Here is a 26,111-nt window from a genome sequence, read left to right as displayed (position 1 = left end):
TCCCCCCGCCACGGCGCGCAGTCCCGCGCCCCGCCCGCCGGGACGGTGCGGCAGCCCGCGGCCTCGGCGCCCTCGCGCAGCGCGGCGGGCACCTCGTCCTCGACGGTGAGCAGGAGCGCCGCGCCCGCCTGGTCCAGGACGTCCCGGACGCGGCCGGCCGGCCAGCTCGCGTCGGCGGGCACGTACACGCCTCCGACCAGCTCCAACGCGAGGAACGCGGCCAGCACCTCGATGCGCCGCTCGCCGCCGACGCCGACGACCGTGCCGGGCTCCACGCCCTCGCGCTCCAGGAGCGTCGCGAACCGCCGGGCCTCGACGGCGAGCTCCGCGTAGGAGAGCGCGCGGTGCTCGTCGGCCACCGCCGGGCGGTCACGCTCCGCCGCGTACCGCTCGACCCGGGTGATCAGGGGGGTGTCGATCTCCATGCCCCGGTCCCGCACCATGCCGTGCCGCGCGGCCAGCTCGCGGGCGCGCGCGATCTCGGCGGGCGGGACGTCCAGTACCGGCAGGGCCTCGACCGGCAGCAGGCGGTCGCGGACCGGGAGCCCAGCGTTCATCGTCACCCTCCGTAATGCGGTGGCGCTCACCCGTCATCACCGGATAATCCGCCTGTTCGGACCCGGTTCGCAGCGCGGGAGAAGCTTATGTCCGGCCCCGGCCACTCCTGCCGGGTTTCTGTCATATATCAACCCTACCGGCCGGTAAGCCGGGGGTTGCGAGAGAACATGCTGGTAGGTACCGTGATGATCCGCCACGGTTCGACCAGATGATCGCGGCATAGTCCGCGGGAAGCCGGAGAACGGCCGGAATTGCGTTCGAACCATTCGCACAACGGATCGGCGAGGGGCCTTCCAAACCCTTTCGTCGTTTCGCCGTTCCCACTCCCGCCGACCAACGAGATCGGTTTTCTCCCCAGGGTGGCAGCGTGCCCATCATCACCTCGCCGCAGGGCTTCAACGTCGAAGACCTCTATGTGGACCTCGATCCCGTGCTCGGCGTCCCCCTGTACCTCAAGTGCGAGGGGTTCAACTTCGCCGGCTCGGTGAAGCTGAAGGCCGCCGCCGCGATGGTCGGGGCCGCCGAGCGGGAGGGCCTGCTCCGACCCGGCTCCACCATCGTCGAGTCCTCCTCGGGCAACCTCGGCGTCGCGCTGGCCGTCATCGCCGCCGACCGCGGCTACCGCTTCCTGTGCGTCACCGACCCGCGCTGCAACCCCGCGTCCGTCCGGACGATGCGCGCGCTCGGCGCCGAGGTGCTCGTCATCGCGGGCCAGGACCCCAACGGCGGCTACCTCGGCAGCCGGATCGCCCTGGTCCGGCGGATCTGCGCCGACCGCCCCGACCACGTGTGGCTCAACCAGTACGCCAACGCCGACAACTGGCGCGCGCACTACGACGCCACCGCGCCCGCCATCGACCGCCGGTTCCCCGACCTGGAGGTCCTGTTCGTCGGCGCGGGCACCACCGGCACCCTCATGGGCTGCGCCCGCTACTTCCGCGACCACGAGCGCCCGGTGACGATCGTCGCGATCGACGCCGTCGGCTCGGTCACCTTCGGCGGCCTCCCCGAACGGCGCATGGTCCCCGGCCTCGGCACCAGCACCCGTCCCGCCCTCGTGGACGCGTCGTACGTCGACGACGTCGTCCACGTCGCCGAGCCCGACACGATCCGGACCGCCCACCGCCTGTCCGCGCGCGGCTTCCTGTTCGGCGGCTCCACCGGGACGGTCGTCTCCGGCGCCGCCCGCTGGCTCGCCTCCCGGTACCCGTCCGGCGGGCGCCGCCCGGTGGCCGTCGCCATCGCCCCCGACCTCGGCGAGCGCTACCTCGACTCGGTCTACGAGGACGGCTGGCTCGCCGAGCACTTCCCCGAACTGTCCGCCGCCCCCGAGCCGACATCCGTCCCTGAGCCGACACCCGCCCCTGAGCTGACATCCGCCTCCGGCCTGTCCGCCACCCCCGGACTGGAGGTGCCGGACGCCGACATCCTCGGCGCCCGGCCCTGACCCGACGATCCGCCACCGCAGAGGAGCGACTCCCGATGTCCCAGAACCCGTCGTTCGCCGTGATCTCCGGCGCGCAGGTGCACGACGCCGTGCACGGCCGCGAACCCGAGGTCACCGCCATGGTCGAGGCGGCCTACCGGCTGCACGGCGAGGGCGCGACGGTCAACCCGGACTCCTACTTCCTGCGCTTCCCCGACCAGCCCGCCAACCGGATCATCGCGCTGCCCGCGTCGGTGAAGGGCGAGGTCGACGCGCACGGCATCAAGTGGATCTCGTCGTTCCCCGGCAACGTCGCGAACGGCGTCCCGCGCGCGTCGGCCGTGCTGATCCTGAACGACACCGAGACCGGGTACCCCTTCGCGTGCCTCGAGTCGTCCATCATCAGCGCCGCCCGGACGGCCGCGTCCGCCGCGCTCGCGGCGGCCCGCATCGCCGACGCCCGCGGCGACCGGCCGCGCCGGGTCGGGTTCGTCGGCGTCGGGCTGATCGCCCGGTACATCCACACCTACCTGGCCGCGAACGGCTTCGCGTTCGACGAGCTGGGCGTCTTCGACCTGTCGCCCGAGCACGCCGAGGGCTTCAGCGCGTACCTCGGGCGGACCGAGCGCGGCACGATCACCGTCCACGCCTCCGCGGAGGACCTGGTCACCTCGTCCGACCTGATCGTCTTCGCGACGGTCGCGGGCGAGCCGCACGTCCACGACCCGGCCTGGTTCGCGCACAACCCGCTCGTCCTGCACGTCTCGCTGCGCGACCTGTCCCCCGAGATCATCCTCGCGTCCTGCAACGTGGTGGACGACGTCGAGCACTGCATGAAGGCCAACACGTCCCCCCACCTGGCCGAACAGCGCGTCGGCCACCGCGACTTCGTCGCGGGCACGCTCTACGACGTGCTCACCGGGAAGGTCGTCCCGCCCGCCGACCGGCCCGTCGTCTTCTCCCCGTTCGGCCTCGGCGTCCTGGACCTGGCCGTCGCGCGCCACGTGTACGACCACGTGACGGCGTCCGGCGAACTGCACGAGATCCCGGGCTTCTTTCATGAAATGAAGCGCTACGGCTGACCTTCCGGTCAGATTCCCGTCGTTCCGCCTGGACACCGGGGGCCCCGCGCGTTAGACGTGGGGTCCCCTCGGGCAGGAGGAGCGCGTGAGGAACCGGGCGGCCGTCCTTGTCTTCGCGGCGATCGTCCTCGCCGCTCCCCCGGCCGCCGCCTCCCGCGCCCCCTCTCCGCTCCGGCCGGGCGACCCCGGCCCCGCGAACCCCTTCACGGCACGCGGCGGCACGGGGGCCGCGGACGGCGGCGCGTCCTCGTCCGGCGCCTCACCGCATCCCGGCCCCGGGGTGGGCGCGGTACGGACGAAGCTGGTGACGTCCGGGGCGCTCTGCCCGACCGTCCTGCTGGACGGGCGCGGCTACCCGCTGGCCTCCTGCGTCGACCACACGACACGCCACAGTGAGCTGCGGCTACTCGATCCGGACAGCCTCGACGTCCTGGCGTCGATGACCCTCCCGGCCGACGGCCGCCCGGACGGCTCCCCCATGTACCTGGACGACCACGACCGCGTGGTCCTCGCCGACGGCGCCGACCACATCCTGCGCGTCGCGCACTCCCGGTCGCCGTCCGGCGCCTGGACGTTCCGGACGACGGACGACTGGAACGCGGGCCGCGCGGTCGGCGCCGCCGACCACATCGAGAGCCTGACCCCCGACTTCGGCGGACGCGTCTGGTTCTCCTCGGCGAACGGGACGGTCGGCACCCTCACGTCCGGCACCGTCCGCACCCTGGCGCTGCCGAAGGGCGAGCGGGTCGCGAACGCGATCTCCTCGGCCCGCGCCGGAGTCGCCGTCGCGTCCGACCACGCGCTGTACGTGATGCGTGCCAGACCGGACGGAACACCCGCGATCACGGCCCGCCTCCCGTACGACCGGGGCCCGGCGCAGAAACCCGGGCAGCTGAGCCGGGGCACGGGAACCGCCCCGGCGTTCTTCGGGCGCGGCGGCGACGGCTACCTCACCCTCACCGACAACGCCGCCCCGCGCGAGAACCTGCTGGTCTACCGGCTGGACCGCGCCTCCGGCCACGCCCGGCGGATCTGCCGCGTCCCGCTCTTCGGCGCGGGCCGCAGCGCCGCCGAGAACGCGCCGATCGCCGTCGGGCACAGTGTCATCGTCGCGAACACCTACGGCTTCGACGCCACGATCGGCGACCCGCCGTCCCCGCTCCCCGGCGGCCTCACCCGCGTCGACGTCCGCCGCCACGGCACGGGCTGCGACGTCGCGTGGACGAACCCCGTCCCGTCCGCCGCCGTGCCGAGACTGTCCCTGCGGGACGGCCACGTCTACACCGTCCAGCGCGTCATGGAGGGACTCACGTCGTCCTTCGCGCTGGCGGTCGTCGACGCGTCCACCGGCCGGACCGTCCGGGTGACGACGCTGGGCACGGGCGAGTCCTACGAGACGTTCCAGCTGGCCGGGGTGAGCGGGCCGTCCGGCGTCCTGTACCAGCCGACCGTCAGCGGCATCCTGCGTCTCTCGCCCTGGCGCAGGGCCGAGCGCAGCCTCCTCGCGGACGCCCCGCCCGACGTCACCGGTCAGGGCCCGGGCATCGGGTAGCGCCCCAGGCCCGTTCGTCCCGGGACGCCGCGTTCACCCCGGCCGCACCGCCTTGCCCCGGAACGGGACGGAGGCGGGCGGACGTCGTCCCAGGACTCGGCCCGCACAGGTGAGGGCGGGGTTGCGCCGGTGTTCGACGAGTGTGACTCCGGGGTGAGCCAGGGGGCTGGAAGGGCCGTGGCGCCGTACCGGATCGCGGGGTCCGGCGTTGCGGACAGTGGCCCAGGAAGCGGGTGGGAAGCGTGAGGCGTCACCGCCTCCCGCCGAAGCATTGACCGAGAGTGCGCCTGGGATATACAGAGGGTTGTCATCGCTGCTCGGGGGAGGTTCCACCATGCCAGAGGCTGCCGCGGGACGGAGTCTGACCGCACCCTTCACGATGACCCCGTACACGGAGAACTGCGCGCGGTTGTGCGAACGCGCCGAACACGTTCTCGTCGGGGTCAGCCCGGGAAACGGCTACTTCAACCAGGAGCGGCTCGCGGCCCTGCTGCGCTGGGCGACCGCGACGTTCGCCCGGGTCGACGCGATCGTCCCCGACGCGTCCCTGGTGCACACCTACCAGGCGCTGGGGCAGTCCCCCGAGACGGCCTGGGCGAACGTCCGGCACAAGGTCGGCAAGACCTACCGGCGCATCGCGCGCGCGTGGGAGGAGAACGGCGTCCCACCGGACGACCAGCGCATCCACCTGCTGTCGGACTTCGTCGACCATCCCGTCTACGCGCGGCTGCGCGCCGAGACCGACCGCGCGATCGACGTGGACCCCGCGCTGCGGGCGGCGTTCCTCGGCACCAGCCGCAAGGTGCTGAGGGCGTTCCTCAAGGACGAGGAGCCCACCGAGGCGCAGGTCGAGGAGGGCAAGAACTACCTGACGGCCGAGATGCCGCTGTGCCTCGACACCCCCGCGATCATGGGCGTCCCCTCGTCCGTCGCCGTGTACCACCACCGGCTGCCCATGGCCGAGGTGATGTTCGCGTCCCCGTACCTGAACGTCTCGCCCCTGCAGGGGCACGCCGTCGTCCGGCCCCCGTCCGACTGGCGGGCCGACGGGAACGGCGGCGCATGACGGCGCCCCGGGACGAGGCGTCCGGAGGCACGACGTCCGGAGACGAGGCACCCGCAGGCGAGGCGTCCGGGGACGTCCCCGCGTTCCCCTTTCGCGACTGGGGCTTCGAGCTCGCCCCCGAGTACGCCGGGGCGGGCGCGGACGCCGCGCGCCGGGTGACCACCGTCACCGGCGACCTGGCCTGGCTCGTCACCCGCTACGACCTGGCCCGCCGGATCCTGGTCGACCCGCGGCTGAGCATGACCGCGGCCCTGGAACCGAACGTGCCGCAGCAGGAGCCGGTCCCGCAGCGCGCCCCGGAGGGCACGGCCGACATCATGACGACGCTCAAGGAGTCCGGCCTGCACAAGGTGATCGCGGACGCGCTGGGACCGCGGGCCGTCCGGCTCCACCGGGAGTGGACGCGGGAGCGGGCGGTCCGCCTGCTGGACGACACGGTCCGCGACGGCGCGCCCGCCGACCTGCGGGCCGGGTTCTCACTCCGGCTCCCCTTCACGGTCGCCTGCCGCGTGCTGCTGGGCGACCTGGACGCGGCCGAACGGGCCCGGCTGAACGCGCTGGCCGACGTCGCCCTGTCGTGGGGGCCGGGGTACAGCGGGCACGCCGTCGCCGACCTGGCCGAGGCACAGGAGGAGATGTACCGGTTCTTCCTGTGCCGCGTCACCCGGCTCGCCGGCGCGCCCGGCGACCACCTGGTCAAACAGGTCGCCGCCCGGGGCGTGCTCGACGAGCGCGACCTGGCCGTCCTCGCCGTCTCGATGTTCATCGCGGGCTACCGGACCGCGTCGAGTTTCCTGGGCGGCGCGGTCGTCACCCTGCTGCGCCACCCCGAGGTCCTCCGGGCCGTCCGGGACGACCCGGACCTCGTCCCGGCGACCGTGGAGGAGCTCCTGCGCTTCACCCCGATGGCCACCGGCGGCGCCAAGCGCCTCGCCTTAGAGGACATCGACCTCGACGGACTGCTCATCAGGGCCGGTGACCTCGTCCTGGTCTCGCTGGAGGCGGCCAACCGCGACCCGGCCGCCTTCACCGACCCGGACGCCTTCACCCCGGGACGGGACGCCCCCGGCCACTTCGGCTTCGGGCACGGCAGCCACTACTGCCCCGGCAACCGCCTCGCCCGCATGCAGCTCGAAGCCGCCGTCGTCGCACTGGCGGACCGCTCGCCCGCGCTGCGCTTAGCCGTCCCCGCGCACGAGCTGCGCTGGATGGAGGGAGCCGCCTTCCGCATGCCCCACGCCATCCCCGTGACCTGGTGACCCGTGAGCAAACCCTCTGGACGCGGCGGCGGCACGCCCGCCGAAGTGCTGCGGGTGATCCGGACGCGCAGCACGGTACGCGAGTTCACCGACGTGCCCGTGACGGACGCCGACGTCCGGGCCCTCGTCACCGCGATGGTGCGGCGCCCACCGCGTCCAACATGCAGGCGTGGGCGTTCGTCGTCGTCCGGGAGCGGCTCCTGCTCCAGTGCTGGCCTTCGGGCCCGGCATGGGTCGGCGTCCCGTCCCTACGGCCTCAAGACCACCACCCCGGACGCCCCCCTCCCTGACGCCCCCGCCTCAGACCGTCCCACCTGCGGAATAGCGTTTGCCTCTGTACGGCTACATCGGGATCCTCGTCCCCATGACCGACGGGACATGGCTGAACCGGGACCACGAGATGCCTCCGGGCGCGGAGCTCTTCCGCAGCGACCGCCGCTTCTTCCTGGAGGCGTACAGCGCCAGCCACGGCCAGTTGCTCCTGCGCAGCATGGAAGGCGAGGACGCCCTCGGCAGGCATCACGACACCACGATCGAGATCCTGTTCAAGCCGGTCGACGCCCTCAGCATCGAGGCGTTCCTCCACGGTGTGACGATCCGCCGGGCCACCGATGACGAGACCTCGGAGATCAAGGGGTCCCTGGCCGGTGTCAGCGGCGACGACGTGAGAGTGTTCCTGATCGACAGCCGTGACACGACCGGCTACGTCATCGCCAGGGCCGTCGGCTGGAGGGAGGGCGTCCTCGGGCGCACCTTGCCCAGCCTCTTCAACGGCCCGAGCCGGTACACGCCGCGCTGGCCTCACCAGCCGCTCTTCGGCTTGAACACCGGGCTCAGTGAGGCGTCGGCCGAGGAGCTCGTCCAGGCGCTGCGGTCTCCCGCCGATGAGCGGCGTGAGCGGTTCCGCTTCGTCCACGTCCTCATGACCCGCGCCGCCGAGGGCGACGGCGCGAAGGTCGCCGGGTCGGGGGTGTTCCTGACCAGGGAGGACGCCGAGGAGGCGCGGGCCGTGCTGGCCGCGGAGATCCCCGACTGCTGGATCGAGGACCTGCCGGTCGTCCTCTGACCCCGGAGACGGAGACGGCACCCCGGGGCGTGGGCCTCGGGGTGCCGGTGCGTGTTCGGTGAGGGGCGGGACGGGTTCGTCGCATCCGGACTCGGTCAGTTCTGGCGGGCGCGGGAGACCGCGACGGAGGTCCCGAGGATCAGGGCCGCGCCGAGCCAGAGGACGCCCCGGAGGGCGAGGTGGTCGACGACCAGGCCGCCGAAGAGGGCGCCGAGGGCGATGGCCAGGTTGAACAGGCTGGTGTTGAGGGCGGTCGCGGCCTCGGCGGCGTCGGGGGCCGAGCGGAGGATCCAGGTCTGGACGCTGACGGGGATGCCGCCGAACGCCAGGCCCCAGACGACCAGGAGGGCGACGCCGCCGACGGGGTTCGCGCCGATCAGCGGGAACAGTGCGAGGACGGCGGCGAGGGTCAGGCTGACGGTGAGGATCGTCCGGCGGATGTCGCGGGACAGCATCGTCCCGGCGAGGAAGTTGCCCGCGATGCCGGCGGCGCCGAAGAGCAGGAGCAGGCCGCCGACCGCGTTCTTCGGGAGCCCGGCCACCTCGCGCAGCAGCGGGTTGACGAAGGTGAAGGCGGCGAAGTTGCCGCTCACCAGGAAGAACGTGGCGAGGATGCCGGTCCGGACGGCCGGGACGCGCAGCTGCTCCCCGAGGGCGCGGAGCCGGACGGCGTCACCGGCCGGAAGGGGCGGCAGGAGGGCGGCCAGGGCGCCGACGATGAACAGCCCGAGGACGGCGACCGAGACGAAGGCGATCCGCCAGTCGGTGAGGCTGCCGATCAGGGTTCCGGCGGGGATGCCGAGGACGTTCGCGGCGGTCGCCCCGCCGAAGGTCAGGGCCGTGGCCTTGGGGACGGCGTGGGACGGCACGAGCCGCACCGCGATGCCCGCGGCCATCGCCCAGAAGCCTCCGATGCCGATGCCGACGAGGAACCGGGCGGCGAGCAGCGTGCCGAAGTCGGGGGCGAGCGCGGTGAGGATGTTCGCCACGACCATCAGGGAGATCAGGCCGATGAGGACGTGGCGGCGGTCCAGGCGGCGGATCGCGACGGGGAGCAGCGGCGCGGCGGCCGAGGCGACCAGGCCGGGGACGGTGACCATGAGGCCCGCGACGCCCTCGGAGACGTGCAGGTCGGAGCCGACCGAGCTGAGCAGGCCGACGGGGAGCTGTTCGAGGGTGACCATCGCGAACGTCCCGGCCGCGACGGCGCCGACGCCGAGCCAGCGGCGCAGGGGGACTTTCTCCGGCACCTTCTCCGGGGCTTGGGCCGGTACTCGGGCGGTCCCGTCCTGGGTGGCGTTCATCGCCCTATCTCCTTCACCTTGATAATCTCAACGTTGAGATATCATCATGGAAGCGCTTCAACGTCAAGTCTCTTAATGTTGAGACACCCGCCACACGAGAGGGCTTCGCCATGGGCGACGCGATGGACGCGATCCTCGAGCAGTGGGCGCGCGAGCGCCCCGACCTGGACACCTGGGCCATGGGGGTGAACGGCCGCCTCGCGCGGCTGCGGCACCGGCTCCAGCAGGCCAACCGCGACTTCTACGCCGAGCACGGGCTGGAGAACCACGAGTTCGACATGCTCGCCACGCTCCGCCGGTCCGGCGCGCCCCACCGGCTGACGCCCGGCGCGCTGCTCAAGGCGTCGATGGTCACGTCCGGCGCGATCACCAACCGGATCGACAAGCTGGAGGCCAAGGGCCTGGTCGAGCGCGTGCGGGAGGCGGCCGACCGGCGCTCGGTGTTCATCCGGCTCACCCCGCGGGGACTGGAGCTCATCGACGGCCTGATGGGGCCGCACGTGGAGAACGTGTCGCGGCTGCTGTCGGCGCTGCCGCCCGAGCGGCGCGAGGAGTTCGACGCCTCGCTGCGGATCCTGCTGGAGTCCCTGGACGACACGTCGATCCACTGACCCGTATGCTTGCCAAGCAAGCGTTTGGCCAGCTTTCCGGGAGGCGGACGATGGGCCTGGTCGAGACCGAGGAACTGCGGGAGCTGCGCGCCACCCTGCGCCGCTTCTTCGCCGAGCACGCGCCCGTCGCCGAGGCGCGGCGGCTGATGGCGACGACCGGCGGTCTCGACCGGGACCTGTGGCATCGGATGGCCGCTGAGCTGGGCCTCCAGGGGCTGGCCGTCCCCGAGGAGCACGGCGGGTCCGGGTTCGGGGTGCGCGAGCTCGCCGTCGTCTTCGAGGAAATGGGACGCGTCCTGTTCTGCGGCCCGTTCCTCGCAACCGCCGGGCTCGCGCTGCCCGCAGCCCTCGCGGCCGACGCCACCGACGTCCTTCCCGGCATCGCGGACGGCACGACCATCGCGACCGTCGCCTGGACGGAGGACGACCGCTGGGACGCCCCGCCGGCGGCGTCCTGCGAGAACGGCGTCCTCAACGGCGTGAAGACCTACGTCCTGGACGGTCACACGGCCGACCTCGTCCTGGTCACGGCCCTGTACGACGGCGCGACGTCCCTGTTCGCGGTCGACGGCGACGCCCCGGGCCTCACCAGGACGCCGCTCCCCACCCTCGACCAGACGCGCAAGCTCGCCCGGCTCGACTTCACCGACGTTCCCGCCCGGCTCCTCACCAGGAACGGGGACGCCGCCCTCGCGCGCGCACGAGACGTGGCCGCCGCCCTGCTCGCAGCCGAGCAGGTGGGCGGGGCCGAACGCGCACTGGAGATGACGGTCGACTACGTGAAGGTGCGCAAGCAGTTCGGGCGTCCCATCGGGAGCTTCCAGGCCGTCAAGCACCGCTGCGCGGACATGTTCGTGCAGGTGGAGTCGGCGCGCTCGGCCATGCTGAACGCCGCGGACACCGCCGACGGCGCCCCGGACGAACTGCCCGTCGCCGCCGCGCTCGCCAAGGCGTTCTGCTCGGACGCCTACTTCCACGTCGCGGGCGAGACGATCCAGCTGCACGGCGGCATCGGGTTCACCTGGGAGCACGACGCGCACCTGTTCTTCAAGCGGGCGAAGGCGTCCCAGGAGTTCCTCGGCCCGCCCGCCGGCCACCGTCGGCGGCTGGCGGGCCTGGTCGGCATCACGGGTGCAGCGGCAACCCCTTGAGGAGCTTGTCGACGGGGTTGCGCGGGCCGTGCAGGGCGATCCCGACCAACGGAAGGTCGTCCGCCTCCCGCGCGAGGACGGTCGCGCGGTTGTCGGCGTCGTTGCCGGTCTTGAACATGTCCTCGATGTAGACGGCCTCGCGGATGTCGTCCCGCGCGACCGCGCGCGCATGAGCGGACGCCAACTGCTCGGCGGTGGCAACGTAGACCAGGACGGGCTGGACGAACATCGGAAGGTAGCGGTTGCCGGAGGCGTCCTCGTAGGGCTCGCCGATGACCGAGGGCGTTGCCCCGGCGACCGCGCTGGACAGGAACGCGGTCACGTTGAGCCGCTGCCAGGCGGCCAGGTCGTCACGGACCACGATCCCGATCTTGGTGTCGAAACGCATGCCCGCAGCCTGGCCGGACCCTGGCCGCGCGGTCTTGAACGCTCGTGCGCGACCATGGGTGAGTGCGAGACCGTGGATCCGTGGACGGCGAGTGGACCCGCTACTGGCGCGCGCCGGACCGTCCGGTCGAGGCCATGCACGCGCACTTCGAACGGCACGTCTACCACCGGCACAGTCACGAGGCGTACTCGTTCGGGGTGACCGAGGCCGGGGCGCAGGCGTTCCGCTGCCGGGGCGGCGCGCACACGAGCGCGGCCGGGATGGTCATGGCGTTCAACCCGGACGACCCGCACGACGGGCAGGCCGCGGACGCGCTCGGCTTCACCTACCGGATCGTGCACCTGGGCCCTGAGCTGGTCGGGGACGTCCTGGTGGACGCCCGGATCACCGGCGGCGCGCCGCTGTTCGCGTCGCCGGTCGTGACCGATCCGGTCCTCGCGGCGAGCCTGCGCGACCTGCACGCCGGGCTGCTCGGCCACGCGTCCGCGCTCCGCCGGGACGAGCTGACCACGCGCGCCGTGACGGCCCTGGCCCGGCGTGCCGCGCGGCTCTCCGAGCCCGGACGCCAGCTGGACGGCGTGGTCGCGCGCGCACGAGAGATCCTGCATGACGATCCCCTCGCCGACGTGACGGCGGACGACCTGGCCAAGGCCGCCGGGAGCAGCCGCTTCGCGCTGTACCGGGCGTTCCGCCGCGCCTATGGGATGGCGCCGAGCGACTACCAGCGGCAGCTGAGGCTCCGCGAGGCGCGCAGGCTCCTGCGCGCGGGGACGTCCCCGGCGGACGCGGCGGCGCGCACCGGCTTCGCGGACCAGAGCCACCTGCACCGCTGGTTCGTCCGCTACTACGGCTTGACTCCCGGAAAGTACGCGTCCGGGGCACAATGACCCTTGTGAAACGTGTGAGCGGGAGCCTGTTCGGACTGGCCTACGGGGACGCGTTGGGCGCCCCCACCGAGTTCCTCGGCATGAAGCAGATCCACCGGCGGTACGGGGTCGACGGGCCGCGCGACTTCGAGCACACGCCCGCGCTCGTCACCGACGACACGCAGATGGCGCTGGCCGTGGCCGAAGGGCTGGTCGACGCGCTGCGGAACCCGCCGTTCACCGCCGCCCTCATCAAGCCGATGTGGCGGCGGCGGTTCGTCGACTGGCTGCACGATCCCGAGAACAACCGCGCGCCCGGCAACACCTGCCTGCGCGCCTGCGAAGGGCTCGACCGCGGCCTGCCCTGGGAGCTGGCGACGCAGATGGGGTCCAAGGGCTGCGGCGCGAACATGCGCGTCACGCCCGTCGGCCTCGCGCCCGGCCTCAGCGACGACCAGCGGGCGGGCGCGGCGCAGCTCCAGGCGGCGCTCACGCACGGGCACCCGACCGGGCTCGCCGCGAGCGAGCTGACGGCGTTCGCGACGCGCTGGCTCGCGGACGGCATGGCCCCCGCCGACCTGCCCGCCGCGCTCCGGGACCGCGCGAACGCGCAGCGCACGGTGTACCGCGAGGCGTGGCTCGGGAGCCTGTGGACGAACTCCCAGGATCCGTCCGCCGAGGCGTTCATCGCGCGCGGCTGGGACGAGTGCCTGGCCGTCCTCGACCGCCTGGACGCGGCGCTCCTGCACTCCCCCGACCGCTCCGCCGACCCGTGCGAGGCGACCGGCGCGGGCTGGGTCGCGGAGGAGGCGTTCGCGACCGGGCTCTACTGTTTCCTGCTGTTCCCGGACGACCCGGTGTCGGCGATCTGGCGCGGCGCGGCCAGCTCCGGCGACTCCGACTCCATCGCGTGCCTGGCGGGCGCGTTCGCCGGGGCGCACCTCGGCATGGACGCGTGGCCGGCCGAATGGGCGTCCCGCATCGAGTACGCCGACCGCCTGCGCGCGGTGGCCGATGCCTGGGACTGAGCGCCGTCCGGCGACGCCCCGCCACCCGTGGGCCAGGCTGGTGACGAGCCTGGCCCTGACCGTGGCGATGTTCGCCGGGGCGGGCCTGTGCCTGGAGAGCGCGATCACGCAGGGGAACGCCACGAGCCGGGCCTCCGCCGGAAAGGGACGCCCCGGCACCTTCGTCGCGGACGTCCGGCGGTGTTCCAGGAGCTGCTCCTGGTACGGAAGCTTCACCGCCGACGATCTCACCGCGCCCGGCGCCCGCGACCGGGAACTGCGCGGCGCGCACGAGTCGTCCGTCACCGCCGGCCAGAGGATCCGGGTGCGTGACGTCGGACGGTTCGTGCAGGCCGACGGCGGCAAGGCGGAGTGGGGCTCGACGATCGCCAACGCGATGGGGACGTTCGTCCTCGGGATCTTCGGCGTCCTCGGCGTGGTCAGCATGACCGTCCTGTCGAACCGGCACCGCCGCCGGCGTCGGCGTCCGGCCTAGACGGCGGTCCAGCCGACGAGGCGGTCGATGACGATCTCGATCACCGGGCCGTCCGGGCGGCGCTCGCGGTAGTGCGGGTACCGGGCGGCGAGCAGGTCGAGCGGGACGGCCATGGCATCGGGGTCGGTGAGGATGCGGGCGTGGCCGTCCGCGCGGACCCACCAGAGCCGGTCCCAGTCGTCCTCGTAGTGGTCGGCGAGGACCGACGCGTGCGGACTCACCCGCAGGTTCGCCAGCCGCCGCAGGTCACGGGTGGTCTTGGGCTTGTGGTCGACGGCCGTGACGACGCTTCCGCCGGACACCGCGAACGTGATCGGCACGAGGTGCGGACGCCCGGCCGCGCCTCCCGCCCCCGGCGACACGGTGGCGAGGCGGGCGACGGGCGCGGCGGCCAGGCGGGCGAGCGCGTCCCCGTGACTGAGGCTCGGCACCCGTCCATCCCATCACGGCAGGTCAGGGGTCGATCGGCAGGGGTCAATCGGCGAACCTGGGCGGACGGCCCTGCCGGCGCGCCCGCGTGGCCTCCTCGAAGTTGCGCGTGGTGAGCCGGACGAACAGCTGGCCGAGGCCCTCGTGGTCCATGTGCGCCTCCAGGCTCCCCGCGTCCAGGCCCGCCCAGAGCATCCGCTTGGTGAGCTCGACCCCGGGACGGCTGAACCCGACGATCCGCTCGGCGAGCTCGTAGCAGGCGTCCAGGAGCCCGTCCGGCTCGACCGCGCGGGAGACCAGGCCGACGCGCTCGGCCTCGGCGGCGTCGACGTCCCGTCCGGACAGCATGATCTCGAACGCGCGGGACGAGCCGATCGCGCGCGGCAGCAGGTAGGACAACCCCAGCTCGCTCGCGGTCAGGCCGTTGTTGATGCCCGCCGCGCGGAAGTAGGCGTCGCCGGACGCGGCGAGGCGGATGTCGGCGGCGAGCGCCAGGCACAGGCCGCCGCCGATCGCCGGGCCGTTCACGGCCGCGATCACCGGCTGGTGCATGCGGCGCAGCGTCCGGACGACGTCGTCGAGCAGTTCCATCGAGCGCAGCGCGATCGTGGACACGGTGAGGCCGTCGATGCCGGGGATGCGTCCGGGGGACTCCTGGTCGGCGCCCGAGCAGAACCCGCGCCCCGCGCCGGTGACGACGACCACGCGCACGTCGTTGTCGCGGGACAGGCCGGCGAGCGTGTCCCGGAAGGGGACCATGACGTCGAACGCCATCGCGTTCATCCGCTCGGGCCGGTTCAGCGTGACCAGCGCGACGTGCGGACGGGGCCGTTCGACCAGCACGAAGTCGGACATGGGCGTCCCCTCTCCCGGCGCACCTAGCAAGCGCTAGGTTACACGTCCGGCCCCGCGGGAGGAACGTAACTCGGGCCCGCGAACCGCTCGGCCGCCTCACCGAGCTGCGCGTCCGTCAGCACACGCGGCTCCCCCGCCGCCCGCGCCTTCAGGTACACACCGCACAGCCACTCCAGGAGCAGCGCGTTCTCGACCGCCTCGTCCAGGTCGCGGCCGAGCGCGACCGCGCCGTGGTTCGCCATGAGCGCCGCGCGCCGCCCGCCCTCCAGCGCCGCGACGACGTTGCGGGCCAGCTCGGGCGTCCCGTACGTCGCGTACTCGGCGACGCGCACGACCCCGCCCAGCATCAGCGTGTAGTAGTGGATCGCCGGCAGCTCGTCCACGAGGGTCGAGACCGCCACGCAGTCGGCCGAGTGCGTGTGCACGATCGCCATCGCGTCCGTCTCGCGGTAGATCGCCAGATGCATCGGCGTCTCGGACGACGGCGCCAGGCCCTCCTCCCGCATCCGCCCGTCCATGTCGAGGACCGGGCAGTCCTTGTCGGCCAGCCTGTTCAGCCGCGCGCCACCGGGCGTCACCACGACGCGTCCACCGGCCCGCACACTGATGTTGCCCGCCGCACCTCCGACGAGCCCCGCCTCGACGACCTCACGCCCGGCCCGCACCACACTCGCCCGCGCACCCCAGTACATCGGAACACCTCTCACTCCGGAACATCCCGACCGCAGGCTACGACCCGGCGGGCACGGCCTTCGAGGCCCAGCGGACACGGACTTCGGGGCCTAGCGGACACGGCCTCCGAGCGCGACCGCGCCGCCGCGGGCGGGGGCCGTGTCCAAGAACGTAGACGCGCTCCCAAGGTGTCCGGTTTCATGGTTGGTGCACGATTCTTGCCCGGGGTCGTTCCGGCGTACGCCGAAACTGTGGCGGCGGGGACACCTCGCACGACGTTCTCCGACGTCAGAGGGGGCGCGGGCCTGCGATTCCGTCGCCCGTTCCCACCGGTTCCCGACGGAGAGGCCGCAACGCGGTCCGGGTTCCTTCGCGGAAATGTCAGGGCGCCGTCAAGCGCGCCCTTTGCCTGCGAGGTTCGTCCCATTAAGGTGACTCAACGTGTCGAGCGATCGGAAGCGGGAAGTCAGCGCGGGGTCACGGAACCGGCGGCCACGGGCCGGGTCGGCGGACGACGCCGCCCCCGCCGAAGCGTCCGAACCCGGAGACGACGCCGAAACCGACACGGCGGCGACCGAGGCGTCCGGAACCTCCGGGACGCCCGCGGACGACGGCGACACGACGGCACACGACACGACGAACACGGCGAACGAGGCGGACGCGGCGGACGCCGGCGACCCGCCGGCCATCACCGAGGTGCGGGACGCGCTGCGCGACCTGCTCGGACGGCTCGACCGCGAGACCGACCGCGCCGCCCACCGCGAGTCGGTCATCGACCGGCTGCACGAGGAGAACCAGCGGCTGCGGCGGGGCGAGCTCGAGTCGATGCTCGAACCCGTCCGCGCCGCGCTGTACAAGGTCCACGACGCGCTGCGGCAGGCCGCCGCGTCCCCGCCGGAGCCCGAGCAGGCCGCCAAGCTGCTCGGCGAATGCGCGGACGAGGTCGCCGACGCCCTGGCCAGGACCGGATCCGTCCGGTTCGCGGTCAAGCCCGGCCAGCCGTACGACGCGTCCCGCCACCGCCCCGTGGAGCGGGTGGAGGTGGACGACCCGGACCGCGACGGAACGGTCGTCGCCGCCCTGACGGACGGGTTCGAGAAGGGCGACCGGGTCGTCCGGAAGGCCGAGGTCCGTGTCGGGAAGTCGGTCAAGAGCGATGCGCGGCGGCGGACGGAGCGGGACGATGGTCATCGACGGCCGGCGCGCTGACCACCCGGCCGGACCGCCCCCGACCGGCGGCCCGGCCCGGGACGGCACGCCGTCCGCCCGACCGGTGGCCGGCGACCCGGTGGCCGGCGCCCGCCGCACCCCGGTAGCGATAGGTGAAGAGGATATGGCTGTCTACGGGATCGACCTGGGAACCACCTACTCCTGCATTGCCTCCATCGACGACGTGGGACGCCCCGCGGTCCTGCGGAACCTGGAGGGCACCGACACCACACCGTCGGTGGTGTTCTTCGAGAGCGAGGACAACGTGGTCGTCGGGCAGACCGCGAAGGACACCGCGGTCCTGGAGCCCGAGAACGTCGTCAGCCTGGTCAAGCGGGACATGGGCCGCGAGGTGGCGCGCGACATCCAGGGGATCGAGTACACCCCCGAGGAGCTGTCGGCGTTCATCCTGCTGAAGCTCGTGACCGACGCGCGCACCCAGTCCGGCGAGGACGCGCGCGACGTGGTCGTCACCGTCCCCGCCTACTTCGGCGCGGCCGAGCGCGACGCCACCCGCAAGGCGGGACGGATCGCCGGGCTCAACGTCATCGACATCGTGTCCGAGCCGATCGCCGCCGCGATCACCTACGGCGTGCTCAACCCCGAGCAGGACCGGACGATCCTCGTCTACGACCTCGGCGGCGGCACGTTCGACACCACGGTCATCACGCTGCGCGGCGGGCACATCGAGGTCATCTGCACCGACGGCGACCACGAGCTCGGCGGCGCCGACTGGGACGCCCGGCTGGTGGAGTACCTGGCCGAGCGGTTCCGCGCCGAGCATCCGGACGCGGGCGACCCGCTGGACGACCGGCAGTCCGAGCAGCAGCTCCGCCGCGACGCCGAGGACGCCAAGAAGTCGCTGACCAACCGCACCGCGCACACCGTCCGGGTGATGCACGACGGGCGCAGCGCCACGGTCGAGATCACCCGCGAGCGGCTCGAGGAGCTGACCCGCGACCTGCTGGACCGCACCATCGAGATCACCGGCCGGACGCTGGAGACCGCCAAGGAGAAGGGCGTCGACGAGTTCGACGACCTGGTCCTGGTCGGCGGCTCCACCAAGATGCCGGTCGTCGCCGCCCGGCTGTCCACCGAGCTCGGCCTGAACCCGCGTCTCCAGGACCCCGACCTCGCGGTCGCCAAGGGCGCGGCGCTGTACGCGTTCGAGGAGACCTACCGGCGGCTGCTCGCGGCCGGCGAGGACGACCGGGCCGAGGAGATGGCCGGGCGCGCCGGGCTGTCGGCCGACCAGAAGGCGCAGATCGCGGGCCGCCGGATCCGCACCGTCGCGTCCCACGCGTTCGGCATCGTCGTCGTCGACCGGGACAGCGGCGCCGAGCACGTCGCGCACCTGGTGCACGCCAACGACGAGCTGCCCGCCGCACACACCGAGGACTTCTACACCGTCCACGACGAGCAGACCTCCGCCGACGTCCGGGTGATGGAGCAGGCCGGGTCGGTCGAGTCCGCCGAGCTGGTCGACAACTCCGAGATCGCGACCGGACAGATCCGGATCCCGGCCGGCAAGCAGGCCGGCTGGCCGATCGGCGTGACCTTCGAGCTCGACGCGTCCGGGCTGCTCAACGTCGCCGCCGTGGAGAAGGAGACCGGCGAGCGGCTGGAGCTGAAGGTCGACGTCGGCGGCATGTCCGAGGAGGAGGTCGAGCGGTCCCGCACCGCGCTCTCCCGGGTGAAGGTGAGCTGAGCGCGCGATGACGACCGGCGCGCGGCCGTCCGGGACGGGGTTCGACGCGGCCTACCAGCGCGAGGTGCTGGAGCCGGCGCGGGCGGCGGGCGACCAGCCGCCGGAGGACCTGCGGGTCCGCTACGCGCTGCCCGACCAGCCGACGCCGGAGGCCGTCGCGGCCCGGGTCAAGCAGGTCCGGCAGTGCTGGCGGCGGGCGCGCGGCCAGCTGAAGTACCGCAAGCTCGTGGACCGGCTCGAGGCCGAGCACCGCGAGCTCGCCCCGGTGTTCGCGGCGGCCGAGCGCGGCGACCTGAACCCGCTGCGGCAGCGGCTCGCGGGCGGGCAGGCGCGGTCCCGGCGTCGCCTGGAGGTCGCGGGCGCGCGGCTCGCCGACGCGGGCGGCCTGATCCAGATGGTGACGCCCGGCGAGCTGGAGGACATCGCCCGCACCGCCGGGGTGACCGGCGCGGAGCTGTCGGCGCTCGCGGCCGGCCGGATCGAGGTCCGCGAGCCGGACGCGCTGCCCGCCGCGCCGCCGTACGCCGCCTACCCCAAGGTCCGCGAGTCGCTGGACGTCCTGGGCCGCCGCAACCTGGCCGACTTCCTGTTCGGCGGGCGGATGGGCGGCCCGATGCGGGTGCTGGACGCGTTCGCCGCGCCCGGCCGCGACGGCGGCCCGCTGGTGCCGTCGGCGGACGCGGTCGCGGCCGTCGCCGCCGAGTGGGCGCGGCGCAGCCGGGACACGAGCACCACGCACGCCCAGACCGTCCTGGCGGCCCTGCGCGCGGGCCAGGGCGAGGACACCGGCGCGCACCTGACCGACCTGATCCGCTACGACGTCGTCGACCGGCTGCGCGAGCGGCTGCGGCAGCGCGCGTCCGAGCGCGCCCTGCTGCGGCACGCGACCGAGGAACTCGGCGTGGACGCGTCGGACGCGCGCCGTCTCGTCTTCGCCGTCCTGCGCGAGCAGGCCCCGGCCGCCACCGGTCCCCCGCAGCCCGGCCCCGCCGACCGCCTCCGCGAACTCCTCGGCGCGGGCGAGATCTACGCCGCCGCCGAGTTCGCCCGGGCCCTCACCGAGCCCGCCCCGTCCGCCGCCGACGGGGGACAGGACGGCGCCCAGGGCGGAACCCGGACGAGCGGACGGCACGCGGCCGCCGGAAGCGACCTGCCCGAGGACGTCGCCGTCCTCGCGGCGGAGGCGCGGCACCGGGTGGCGACGGCGACGCGGCTGCGGGAGGCCGCGGCGGACGAAACGGACACCGACCGCGCGTGGCGGCTGCTCGCGGACGCCCTGAAGCTCGTCCGTGACCTACCCGGCGCGGCCGACCACCAGAAGCGGCTGCCGCCGAAGCCGGTCGAGAGCCTGATCGCGACGGTCCACGCGGACCCCGAGCCCTCGGTGCGGCTGGTGTGGGAGGCGTCGCCGTCCACGGCGGGCGAGGTGCTGTACCACATGGTGCGCCGCCGGGACCGTCCGCCGCACGGGCCCGCCGACGGCGAACCGGTGCCCCTGACCAGGGACGACGACCCGCCGGTCAACGTCCACCTCTACTACGCGGTCATCGCGGTGCGCGGCGAGGCCGCCGCGCCGCCGACGGTCGCGGGGCCGATCCTGGTGCGCCCGGAGCCGCGCGAGGTGGAGCTCGCGCCCGGCGACGGCACGGTCACCGGACGCTGGCGCTGCCCGCCGGAGGCCGCGCGGGTCGCGGTGTTCCGCGCCGGGCGGAGCGGCGAGCAGGCCGTCCCCGCGGGCCGCGAGGGGTTCTCCGAGCGGGTCCCGAACGGCGTGACGCACCACTACCGGGTCTGCGCCGTCTACCTGGACGACCAGGGCCGCGAGGTGACCACGCCGGGCGTCCGGACGTCGGTCACGCCGTCCGCGCCGCCGGAGCCCGTCTACGACATCGCCGTGGACGCGTCGGCGGGCGACGAGGACGAGATCCTCGTCCGGTTCGAGCGGCCGGGGCACGGCACCCCCGAGATCGTCCTGCTGGACGCGCGGCCCGAGTGGCCGCGCAGCGCGATCGTCCCGGTCGAGGACGTGCGGAAGGCGTCCCGGCGGATCCCGAACGCGGTGACGTCCGACGGGATCCTGGTCAAGCCCGGACGCGGCGGCTGGCTGCTCGCGGTCACCGCCGCCGAGGGCACCGCCGCGGTCGGCGCGCACCACCGGTACGTGAACCTGCCGCCGCCGCGCCGCCTGGTCGCCGAACGGCGCGGCGGCGTCGTCCACGTCGGGTTCGACTGGCCCGACGAGGTCGCCGAGGTCGAGCTGAGCTGGCGGATCGGCGTGGACGCCATCGCCACCGGGCGCATCGAGGCGAACCTGGTGTCGGCGGGCCGCATCGAGGCCGGGCGGCTCCCGACCGCCGCGCCCGAGCGGGTCGCGGTCACGCGCGCCGCGTACGAGGCGCAGGGCGGGCTCCGCGTGGAGGTCCCGGAGGCCGAGCCGGTCGAGCTCGCCGTCGCCACCGTCAGCACCGCCGACGAGCAGCGGGTCGTCGGCACGCCGGTCATCGTGGAGGTCCAGGCGCGGACGCTCGTCCGGTACGAGCTGGAGCGCACCGGGCCGCCGTGGAAGCGCGCGCTCACCGTGAGGCTGTCGGCGGAGCGTCCGCTGCGGGTCGGCTCGCTGGAGCTCGTCCTGCGGCGCGGACGGGTCATGCCGCACCGCCCGACGGACGGCGAGACCCTCGGATCGTGGACGCAGGTGCCGGTTCCGGGGGAACTCACCGTGCCGCTGCCTCGGTCCGCGGGCGAGTACTGGCTACGCTGCTTCACTGATGACACCGTGGTCGAGTTGACCGACCCCCCGGTCCGTCATCTGCACAGCCCCCGGTAAGCGCCCCCAGGAGGAGCCGGTGTCCCTAGCGTCCCGGGTGAGCCTGCCGGGTCTCGCCCGGCAGGAGATCACCTGCCCGTACTGCTTCGCGGAGATCGCCCCGCAGCGGATCCCGTTCCGCTGCCGCGGCCAGGTCGGCCGCAGGCAGGGCTGCGCGCCCGTCCTCGACCGCGAGCTCGCCGAGTACACCGGTTCGACGGCGGGCGCGTCCCTGCCGCCGGTGTTCGCCGCGCCGCCGCGCTCGGGCGGGCGCGCCGACTGCCCCGACTGCGCGCAGCCGACGCACAACCGCGTCTGCCCCGAGTGCCACAACCCGCTGCCGACCGCGTACTGCGACTCCCCCGGCCGGATCGTCGCCCTCGTCGGCGCGAAGAACGCCGGGAAGTCGACGTACATCGCCGTCCTGCTGCACGAGCTGATGAACCGCGTCGGCACCGAGCTCGACACCTCGCTCGTCGCCTGCGACGACCGGACGATCGAGCGATACAAGCGGGACTTCGCGCGTCCGCTCCTGGAGGAGCGGCGGCTGCTGCCGACGACGGCGAGCGCCGCGACCGCGCCGCGCGAGCCGCTGGTGTACCTGCTGACCCGCACCCGCCCGTCGAAGCTGGCGCGCACCCCGCTGGCGGGGATGGGACGCGCCAAGCACGACGCGCTGGCGCTCGTCCTGTTCGACACCGCCGGTGAGGACCTGCGCAGCCGGGAGGTCCGCGACCTGCACCTGCGGTACCTGGAGGCGGCCGACGCGATCATCTTCCTGGTCGACCCGCTGGAGCTGCCCGGGGCGCACAACGCGCTCGCCGACGAGGCGCAGCCCCGCGAGGGAACCCTCGGCGAGGACCCGGACAGCGAGCCGATCAACATCATCGCCCGCGTCACCGAGGCGCTCCGCCTGCGGCACGGCCTGCGGCCGGGCGAGCGCCTCCCGGTCCCGGTCGCGGTCGCCCTCACCAAGATCGACGCGCTCGGCCCGGCGGTGTCCCGGCAGTCCGCGCTGCACCGTTCCCGCTCCGGTTCCGGCGTCCTCGACCTGGACGACCGCTCGGCGGTGAACGAGCAGGTCAGGGCGCTGCTGCACGACTGGAACGCGGGCCAGCTCGACCTGTTCCTGTCCCAGCAGTACGCCGACTACGCCCTGTTCGGCCTGTCGGCCCTCGGCTCCATGCCCGAGGGCGACCGCGTCGGCGCGGGCGGCGTCCGCCCCTACCGCGCGGAGGACCCGCTGCTCTGGCTCCTCTACCGCTTCGGCATGCTCGACGGGGATTGACGTCCCTCCCCTCTCTGACGAGAGGGGAGTCCCGTAGCTCGCGCCACGGTGGGTTTCTGCTTCACAGCCGACTGCGGAAGGGAGGGCCCTTGCCGTCTCACATCAGCTCCACAGACCTCGCCGGGGCCGTCCCCGGCTACGACCAGACCGGCCGCAAGAATGTTCTTGGCCGCGTTCAGGTCCCGGTCGTGCCAGGAGCGGCAGTGAGGGCACGTCCAGCGCCGGGTGGACAGGCCCAGCTCGCCGAGGACGTGTCCGCAGGTCGAGCAGGTCTTGGAGGACGGGTACCAGCGGTCGATCACGACCAGCCGACGCCCATGGCGTTCGGCTTTGTACTCCAGCTGCCGCCGGAGCTCCCCCCAGCCCGCGTCGGATATCGACCGGGCGAGCCTGCGGTTCTTCACCATGCTGGAAACCGCGAGGTCCTCGATCACGATCGTGTCGGCTCGCCGGATCATTCCGGTACTGGCACGATGCAGGTGGTCACGCCGAGCGTTGCGCACCTTGCGATGGGCTCGGGCGACCTTGGCCTGGGCCTTCCGGCGGTTACTGCCGCCTTTGCGACAACGGGCCATGCGCCGCTGATAGCGCGCCAGATGACGAACCTTGCGTTCCAGCGTGCGCGGGTTGGCGATGCGGACACCGTCACTGGTCACCATGAGGTCCTTCAGCCCGAAGTCCACGCCGATCGCATGGCCGGTCTCGGGAAGTGGCTCAGGCGCGTCGGTGTCCACGGCGAACGAAACGTACCAACGGCCGTCGGGCTCGCGCGAGACCACGACCATGGTCGGGTTGAGGGCGGCGACCTCCACGTTCTCGAAGGACCACACGAACCGCAAGGGCGCGTCGCTCTTCGCCAAGGTCAGCTCGCCGCTGCGCATTCGGAACGCCGAGCGTGTGTAGTGCGCGGACTGCCGCGCCGTCCGCCGCTTGAACCGTGGGTACCTGGCGCGTCCCGCGAAGAAGTTGGCGAACGCGGCATGCTGGTGCCGCAGCGTCTGCTGCAGCGGAACACTGGACACCTCATTGAGAAAGGCCAGGTCCGCTTCGCGCTTCCATGCTGTCAACGCCGCGTCGGCCGCCTTGTACGAGGTGGCCCTCCCCTCGCTGCGATAGGCACGCTGCCGCTCGGCGAGCGCTCTGTTCCATACGAGGCGTACACACCCGAAGGTGCGGGCCAGCAGCGCCGCCTGCTCGGCGTTCGGGTACGCGCGGCACTTGTACGCCGTTCTCATGACTCCGACTTTACGAGAGTCGGCATCACGTGTAAGAGAGATGCCGAAACTCTGTTGCGGATGCGCGCCGCGCTCCACGGATGCCGCCCGTGGGCGGCCACGGCGACGCCGGACGGCGCCCGTAAGCGCCCCCTTTCCGACTTGCTCCTGGGTTCAGGACGGGAACATCATGCGAGAGTTCAGGTGAGAACGGCGATGGCGTGGCAGCTTCATTACACGTCGGCTCGGCGGGGGCCTACGGGGCGGTCGGGGTTCCAGTTCGTCGCGGAGACTCCGGGGCTGCCGGACGGGATGCGGGCGCGGGTCACGCCGCACCTGTCGTACCGGCCGCCGCCGGAGGCTCCGCTGTCGCCCGCCGACGACGAGCTCGACCAGTTCCCGGTGTCGTTGCTGTACGACCGGGTGGACGGGCGTCCGCTGCTGTTGCGGTGCCGGTATCTGGGGCGTGACTACTCGGGGCGGTACGGGAACTTCTTCGCGCACGCGGTGGTCGCCGAGCCGGACGAGCTGGAGGGCGTGAGGCCGGTCGAGTTGTGGCACGCGCCGCTGTGGAGCGACTCCCCCGCGTCCGAGACCGATCTGCCCGAGGTGGACGAGCTCGTGCCGGACGAGGGGCTCGATCCCGAGTCCCTCGCGGCGTGGCTGGCGTCCGGGGACGGTGGGGACGCCTATGAGCGGCTCGCGCGGATCGTGGACGCGGTCGTGGCGGTCCTCGGGCGGGGGCACGGGCGCGTGGTGCTGGTGTCGTCCGACATCGAGGCGGTCGCGCGGTGGATCGCGGTGGTGTCGTACTCGCTGCCCGTCGCGGTGGCGTCGGCGTTGTCGTTCGTGACCTACAGCGCCGACCCGGACGGGGCGCCGCAGCGGCTGGTCGGGACGACGCCGGACGTGTGGGCGTCCGCGCAGCGCACGTCCCCGGCGGTGTTGCTCGAACGGCCCGTCCAGGGGGAGGACGAGGCGGGACGGTTCGCGCGGACGGTCGCGGCGTGCTGGCGGGACGCCGACTTCGCCGGGCTGGACGCGCTGGCCGAGCTCGCGTCGTCGGGGTCGGGCATGTCGCCCGACGCGCCGGATCCGGCCGTGCTCGACCGGGCCGCCGGGCTGCTGGCGCTGTGCCGGGGCGAGCACGGCGTCCCGGAGGACGAGGAGGCCGGGGCGGCGGACCTGCTGACGCGGCACGGCACGGCGATCCCCGACTGGGTGTGGGGCGACCTGGTGCGCGGCGTCCCGTCGATGGGGTACGACCTCGCGCTGGCGGTGCACCGGTGGGCGGACGCGGCGGGCGCGTCGGAGGTCGCGCGGCAGTGCGCGGCGCGGGCGCTCTCGCAGGCGCCCGATCTGACGTCCGTGGTCCGGCTCGCCGTGGACGGGACGTCGCGGGGGGACATCGTCGCGGCGGCGTCCGGGCGGGCGCGGTCCGGGGCGTCGGATCTGCCCGGGGCGTTCGCGGAGTGCCCGGCCGGGTATCGCGAGGCGCTTCTGGAGGGTGTCCTGAACGGGCTGCTCGTGGCGGACGAGCCGACGCGCAAGGCCGCTCTGACGGACGCCGCCTGTGACCTTCTGCACGACGAGATGTTCGAGAGCGGGACGCTCGGCGCGTTCGATGCGCCCTTGGTGGCGGCCGACGTCCTGGCCTCGGTCGGACGGCGGGTGCCGGAGCGGCGGGTGGCGGTGACGGGCCGTGTCCTCGGGCTCGGCCTCAGTGTCGTGGAGCTGGATCCGGTGCTGAGCGCGGTCTGGGAGGATCCGCCGGACGCCGTGACGTGCCTGGAGCTGGTGGCGGCGCATCCGGAGGGGTGCGCGGAGCATCCGGCGCTCGGGGTCCTGCCCTCGCGGACGTTCATGCGGATCGCGGCCGGGTACGGCGGGCTGACGGAGGCGTCGACGCTGCGCCTGGCCGAACGGGTGCGGACGATGCTGCCCGGTGGCGCGGCGGACGCGGACGCGGCGATCGTGCGCGCGCACGCGGACGCCGTGACGTCCGAGAAGCCGGTGGACGCGGCGCGCGCCCTCGACGCGCTGCCGCGCGCGGGACGGCTCGCGACGCGGGCGTTCGAGTCCGCGGCGGAGCGGCTGG

Annotated in this window: 23 protein-coding genes; 16 read left to right on the top strand and 7 right to left on the bottom strand. The window is 73.5% G+C overall.

Features of this window, described 5'->3' with window-relative positions; genetic code table 11:
• Positions 1-557, bottom strand: a 557-nt coding sequence (locus EBO15_RS36065) for an AMP-binding protein (RefSeq protein WP_147481814.1), incomplete at its 3' end; no start/stop codon positions are given.
• A gap of 368 nt (positions 558-925) precedes the next feature.
• On the opposite strand from EBO15_RS36065, the gene sbnA reads away from it, so the two are divergent.
• The 6 genes from sbnA (at position 926) to EBO15_RS36035 (ending at position 8,009) form a co-directional block, all read left to right on the top strand.
• Entirely contained in the window at positions 926-2,005 is a 1,080-nt protein-coding gene (sbnA, locus tag EBO15_RS36060) for a 2,3-diaminopropionate biosynthesis protein SbnA (RefSeq protein WP_122198959.1), read from the top strand.
• Between the two features lie 35 nt (positions 2,006-2,040).
• The gene (gene sbnB, locus EBO15_RS36055) at positions 2,041-3,066 is read left to right on the top strand and encodes a 2,3-diaminopropionate biosynthesis protein SbnB (protein WP_122198958.1); all 1,026 of its coding nucleotides are present in this window, start codon (positions 2,041-2,043) and stop codon (positions 3,064-3,066) included.
• An 85-nt stretch (positions 3,067-3,151) separates the two neighbouring features.
• Complete coding sequence (locus EBO15_RS36050; protein ID WP_122198957.1) at positions 3,152-4,618, top strand: hypothetical protein; 1,467 nt, start codon at positions 3,152-3,154, stop codon at positions 4,616-4,618.
• A gap of 379 nt (positions 4,619-4,997) precedes the next feature.
• A complete protein-coding gene (locus EBO15_RS36045; protein ID WP_158628458.1) occupies positions 4,998-5,684 on the top strand; it encodes a tRNA-dependent cyclodipeptide synthase in 687 nt (228 codons plus the stop codon).
• Positions 5,681-6,943, top strand: coding sequence for a cytochrome P450 (locus EBO15_RS36040; protein WP_122198955.1), 1,263 nt, complete (start codon positions 5,681-5,683; stop codon positions 6,941-6,943). Before EBO15_RS36045 ends, EBO15_RS36040 begins: the two co-directional genes overlap by 4 nt.
• 364 nt (positions 6,944-7,307) lie before the next feature.
• Positions 7,308-8,009: a hypothetical protein gene (locus EBO15_RS36035; RefSeq protein ID WP_147481813.1), complete on the top strand. Its 702-nt coding sequence runs from the start codon at positions 7,308-7,310 to the stop codon at positions 8,007-8,009.
• A gap of 95 nt (positions 8,010-8,104) precedes the next feature.
• Here EBO15_RS36035 and EBO15_RS36030 read toward each other — a convergent pair whose 3' ends face one another.
• Entirely contained in the window at positions 8,105-9,313 is a 1,209-nt protein-coding gene (locus tag EBO15_RS36030; RefSeq protein ID WP_199745014.1) for an MFS transporter, read from the bottom strand.
• 110 nt (positions 9,314-9,423) lie between these two features.
• Here EBO15_RS36030 and EBO15_RS36025 point away from each other — a divergent pair, with 110 nt between their 5' ends.
• On the top strand, positions 9,424-9,924 hold the full coding sequence (locus EBO15_RS36025; RefSeq protein ID WP_122198953.1) for a MarR family winged helix-turn-helix transcriptional regulator: 501 nt from the start codon (positions 9,424-9,426) through the stop codon (positions 9,922-9,924).
• 50 nt (positions 9,925-9,974) lie between these two features.
• Positions 9,975-11,075, top strand: coding sequence for an acyl-CoA dehydrogenase family protein (locus tag EBO15_RS36020; protein ID WP_122198952.1), 1,101 nt, complete (start codon positions 9,975-9,977; stop codon positions 11,073-11,075).
• Here the strand turns inward: EBO15_RS36020 and EBO15_RS36015 are convergent.
• Positions 11,050-11,463: a DUF2000 domain-containing protein gene (locus tag EBO15_RS36015; RefSeq protein WP_122198951.1), complete on the bottom strand. Its 414-nt coding sequence runs from the start codon at positions 11,461-11,463 to the stop codon at positions 11,050-11,052. The genes EBO15_RS36020 and EBO15_RS36015 overlap by 26 nt on opposite strands.
• A gap of 62 nt (positions 11,464-11,525) precedes the next feature.
• On the opposite strand from EBO15_RS36015, the gene EBO15_RS36010 reads away from it, so the two are divergent.
• The 3 genes from EBO15_RS36010 to EBO15_RS36000 are packed head-to-tail and all read left to right on the top strand — an operon-like array spanning position 11,526 to position 13,832.
• On the top strand, positions 11,526-12,350 hold the full coding sequence (locus EBO15_RS36010) for an AraC family transcriptional regulator (protein ID WP_233616670.1): 825 nt from the start codon (positions 11,526-11,528) through the stop codon (positions 12,348-12,350).
• Positions 12,347-13,357: an ADP-ribosylglycohydrolase family protein gene (locus EBO15_RS36005; protein ID WP_122198950.1), complete on the top strand. Its 1,011-nt coding sequence runs from the start codon at positions 12,347-12,349 to the stop codon at positions 13,355-13,357. The genes EBO15_RS36010 and EBO15_RS36005 overlap by 4 nt, the downstream gene beginning before the upstream one ends.
• Positions 13,344-13,832 (top strand): hypothetical protein, encoded by a 489-nt coding sequence (locus tag EBO15_RS36000; RefSeq protein WP_147481812.1) that lies wholly within the window; start codon positions 13,344-13,346, stop codon positions 13,830-13,832. Before EBO15_RS36005 ends, EBO15_RS36000 begins: the two co-directional genes overlap by 14 nt.
• Here the strand turns inward: EBO15_RS36000 and EBO15_RS35995 are convergent.
• From EBO15_RS35995 to EBO15_RS35985, 3 genes are read right to left on the bottom strand one after another with little or no spacing between them, the layout of a single operon-like run.
• Positions 13,829-14,263 (bottom strand): TIGR03668 family PPOX class F420-dependent oxidoreductase, encoded by a 435-nt coding sequence (locus tag EBO15_RS35995; protein WP_122198948.1) that lies wholly within the window; start codon positions 14,261-14,263, stop codon positions 13,829-13,831. The genes EBO15_RS36000 and EBO15_RS35995 overlap by 4 nt on opposite strands.
• 43 nt (positions 14,264-14,306) lie before the next feature.
• Positions 14,307-15,116: an enoyl-CoA hydratase gene (locus EBO15_RS35990; protein WP_122198947.1), complete on the bottom strand. Its 810-nt coding sequence runs from the start codon at positions 15,114-15,116 to the stop codon at positions 14,307-14,309.
• Positions 15,117-15,154: 38 nt separating this feature from the next.
• The gene (locus EBO15_RS35985) at positions 15,155-15,808 is read right to left on the bottom strand and encodes a class II aldolase/adducin family protein (protein WP_122198946.1); all 654 of its coding nucleotides are present in this window, start codon (positions 15,806-15,808) and stop codon (positions 15,155-15,157) included.
• A 421-nt stretch (positions 15,809-16,229) separates the two neighbouring features.
• Here EBO15_RS35985 and EBO15_RS35980 point away from each other — a divergent pair, with 421 nt between their 5' ends.
• From EBO15_RS35980 to EBO15_RS35965, 4 genes are all read left to right on the top strand, one after another.
• Positions 16,230-16,997 (top strand): nucleotide exchange factor GrpE, encoded by a 768-nt coding sequence (locus tag EBO15_RS35980; RefSeq protein ID WP_233616669.1) that lies wholly within the window; start codon positions 16,230-16,232, stop codon positions 16,995-16,997.
• A 124-nt stretch (positions 16,998-17,121) separates the two neighbouring features.
• Positions 17,122-18,705: an Hsp70 family protein gene (locus EBO15_RS35975; RefSeq protein WP_122198960.1), complete on the top strand. Its 1,584-nt coding sequence runs from the start codon at positions 17,122-17,124 to the stop codon at positions 18,703-18,705.
• Between the two features lie 7 nt (positions 18,706-18,712).
• Positions 18,713-21,532: a hypothetical protein gene (locus EBO15_RS35970; protein WP_122198945.1), complete on the top strand. Its 2,820-nt coding sequence runs from the start codon at positions 18,713-18,715 to the stop codon at positions 21,530-21,532.
• A 19-nt stretch (positions 21,533-21,551) separates the two neighbouring features.
• Positions 21,552-22,799, top strand: coding sequence for a GTPase (locus EBO15_RS35965; RefSeq protein ID WP_122198944.1), 1,248 nt, complete (start codon positions 21,552-21,554; stop codon positions 22,797-22,799).
• Here the strand turns inward: EBO15_RS35965 and EBO15_RS35960 are convergent.
• Positions 22,769-24,034 carry an RNA-guided endonuclease InsQ/TnpB family protein gene (locus EBO15_RS35960; protein ID WP_122198943.1) on the bottom strand — a complete coding sequence of 422 codons (1,266 nt, stop codon included), beginning with the start codon at positions 24,032-24,034 and terminating at the stop codon, positions 22,769-22,771. The two genes, EBO15_RS35965 and EBO15_RS35960, sit on opposite strands and share 31 nt — an antisense overlap.
• Before the next feature lie 195 nt (positions 24,035-24,229).
• Here EBO15_RS35960 and EBO15_RS46935 point away from each other — a divergent pair.
• The coding region (locus EBO15_RS46935; RefSeq protein ID WP_147481811.1) for a GAP1-N2 domain-containing protein at positions 24,230-26,111 on the top strand (1,882 nt) is incomplete at its 3' end.

The organism is Actinomadura harenae (assembly GCF_003696215.1).
GTDB lineage: Bacteria > Actinomycetota > Actinomycetes > Streptosporangiales > Streptosporangiaceae > Spirillospora > Spirillospora harenae.
The sequence above is the reverse complement of the archived record's forward strand: the minus strand, read 5'-3'. Positions and strand labels throughout refer to the sequence as shown.

Excerpts from the sequence above, each read along its gene's own strand:
- sbnB (WP_122198958.1), top strand. The coding sequence starts at position 2,041 with ATGTCCCAGAACCCGTCGTTCGCCGTGATCTCCGGCGCGCAGGTGCAC.
- EBO15_RS36045 (WP_158628458.1), top strand. The coding sequence starts at position 4,998 with ATGACCCCGTACACGGAGAACTGCGCGCGGTTGTGCGAACGCGCCGAA.
- EBO15_RS36040 (WP_122198955.1), top strand. The coding sequence starts at position 5,681 with ATGACGGCGCCCCGGGACGAGGCGTCCGGAGGCACGACGTCCGGAGAC.
- EBO15_RS36035 (WP_147481813.1), top strand. The coding sequence starts at position 7,308 with ATGACCGACGGGACATGGCTGAACCGGGACCACGAGATGCCTCCGGGC.
- EBO15_RS36030 (WP_199745014.1), bottom strand. The coding sequence starts at position 9,313 with ATGAACGCCACCCAGGACGGGACCGCCCGAGTACCGGCCCAAGCCCCG.
- EBO15_RS36025 (WP_122198953.1), top strand. The coding sequence starts at position 9,424 with ATGGGCGACGCGATGGACGCGATCCTCGAGCAGTGGGCGCGCGAGCGC.
- EBO15_RS36020 (WP_122198952.1), top strand. The coding sequence starts at position 9,975 with ATGGGCCTGGTCGAGACCGAGGAACTGCGGGAGCTGCGCGCCACCCTG.
- EBO15_RS36015 (WP_122198951.1), bottom strand. The coding sequence starts at position 11,463 with ATGCGTTTCGACACCAAGATCGGGATCGTGGTCCGTGACGACCTGGCC.
- EBO15_RS36005 (WP_122198950.1), top strand. The coding sequence starts at position 12,347 with ATGACCCTTGTGAAACGTGTGAGCGGGAGCCTGTTCGGACTGGCCTAC.
- EBO15_RS36000 (WP_147481812.1), top strand. The coding sequence starts at position 13,344 with ATGCCTGGGACTGAGCGCCGTCCGGCGACGCCCCGCCACCCGTGGGCC.
- EBO15_RS35990 (WP_122198947.1), bottom strand. The coding sequence starts at position 15,116 with ATGTCCGACTTCGTGCTGGTCGAACGGCCCCGTCCGCACGTCGCGCTG.
- EBO15_RS35985 (WP_122198946.1), bottom strand. The coding sequence starts at position 15,808 with ATGTACTGGGGTGCGCGGGCGAGTGTGGTGCGGGCCGGGCGTGAGGTC.
- EBO15_RS35975 (WP_122198960.1), top strand. The coding sequence starts at position 17,122 with ATGGCTGTCTACGGGATCGACCTGGGAACCACCTACTCCTGCATTGCC.
- EBO15_RS35970 (WP_122198945.1), top strand. The coding sequence starts at position 18,713 with ATGACGACCGGCGCGCGGCCGTCCGGGACGGGGTTCGACGCGGCCTAC.
- EBO15_RS35960 (WP_122198943.1), bottom strand. The coding sequence starts at position 24,034 with ATGAGAACGGCGTACAAGTGCCGCGCGTACCCGAACGCCGAGCAGGCG.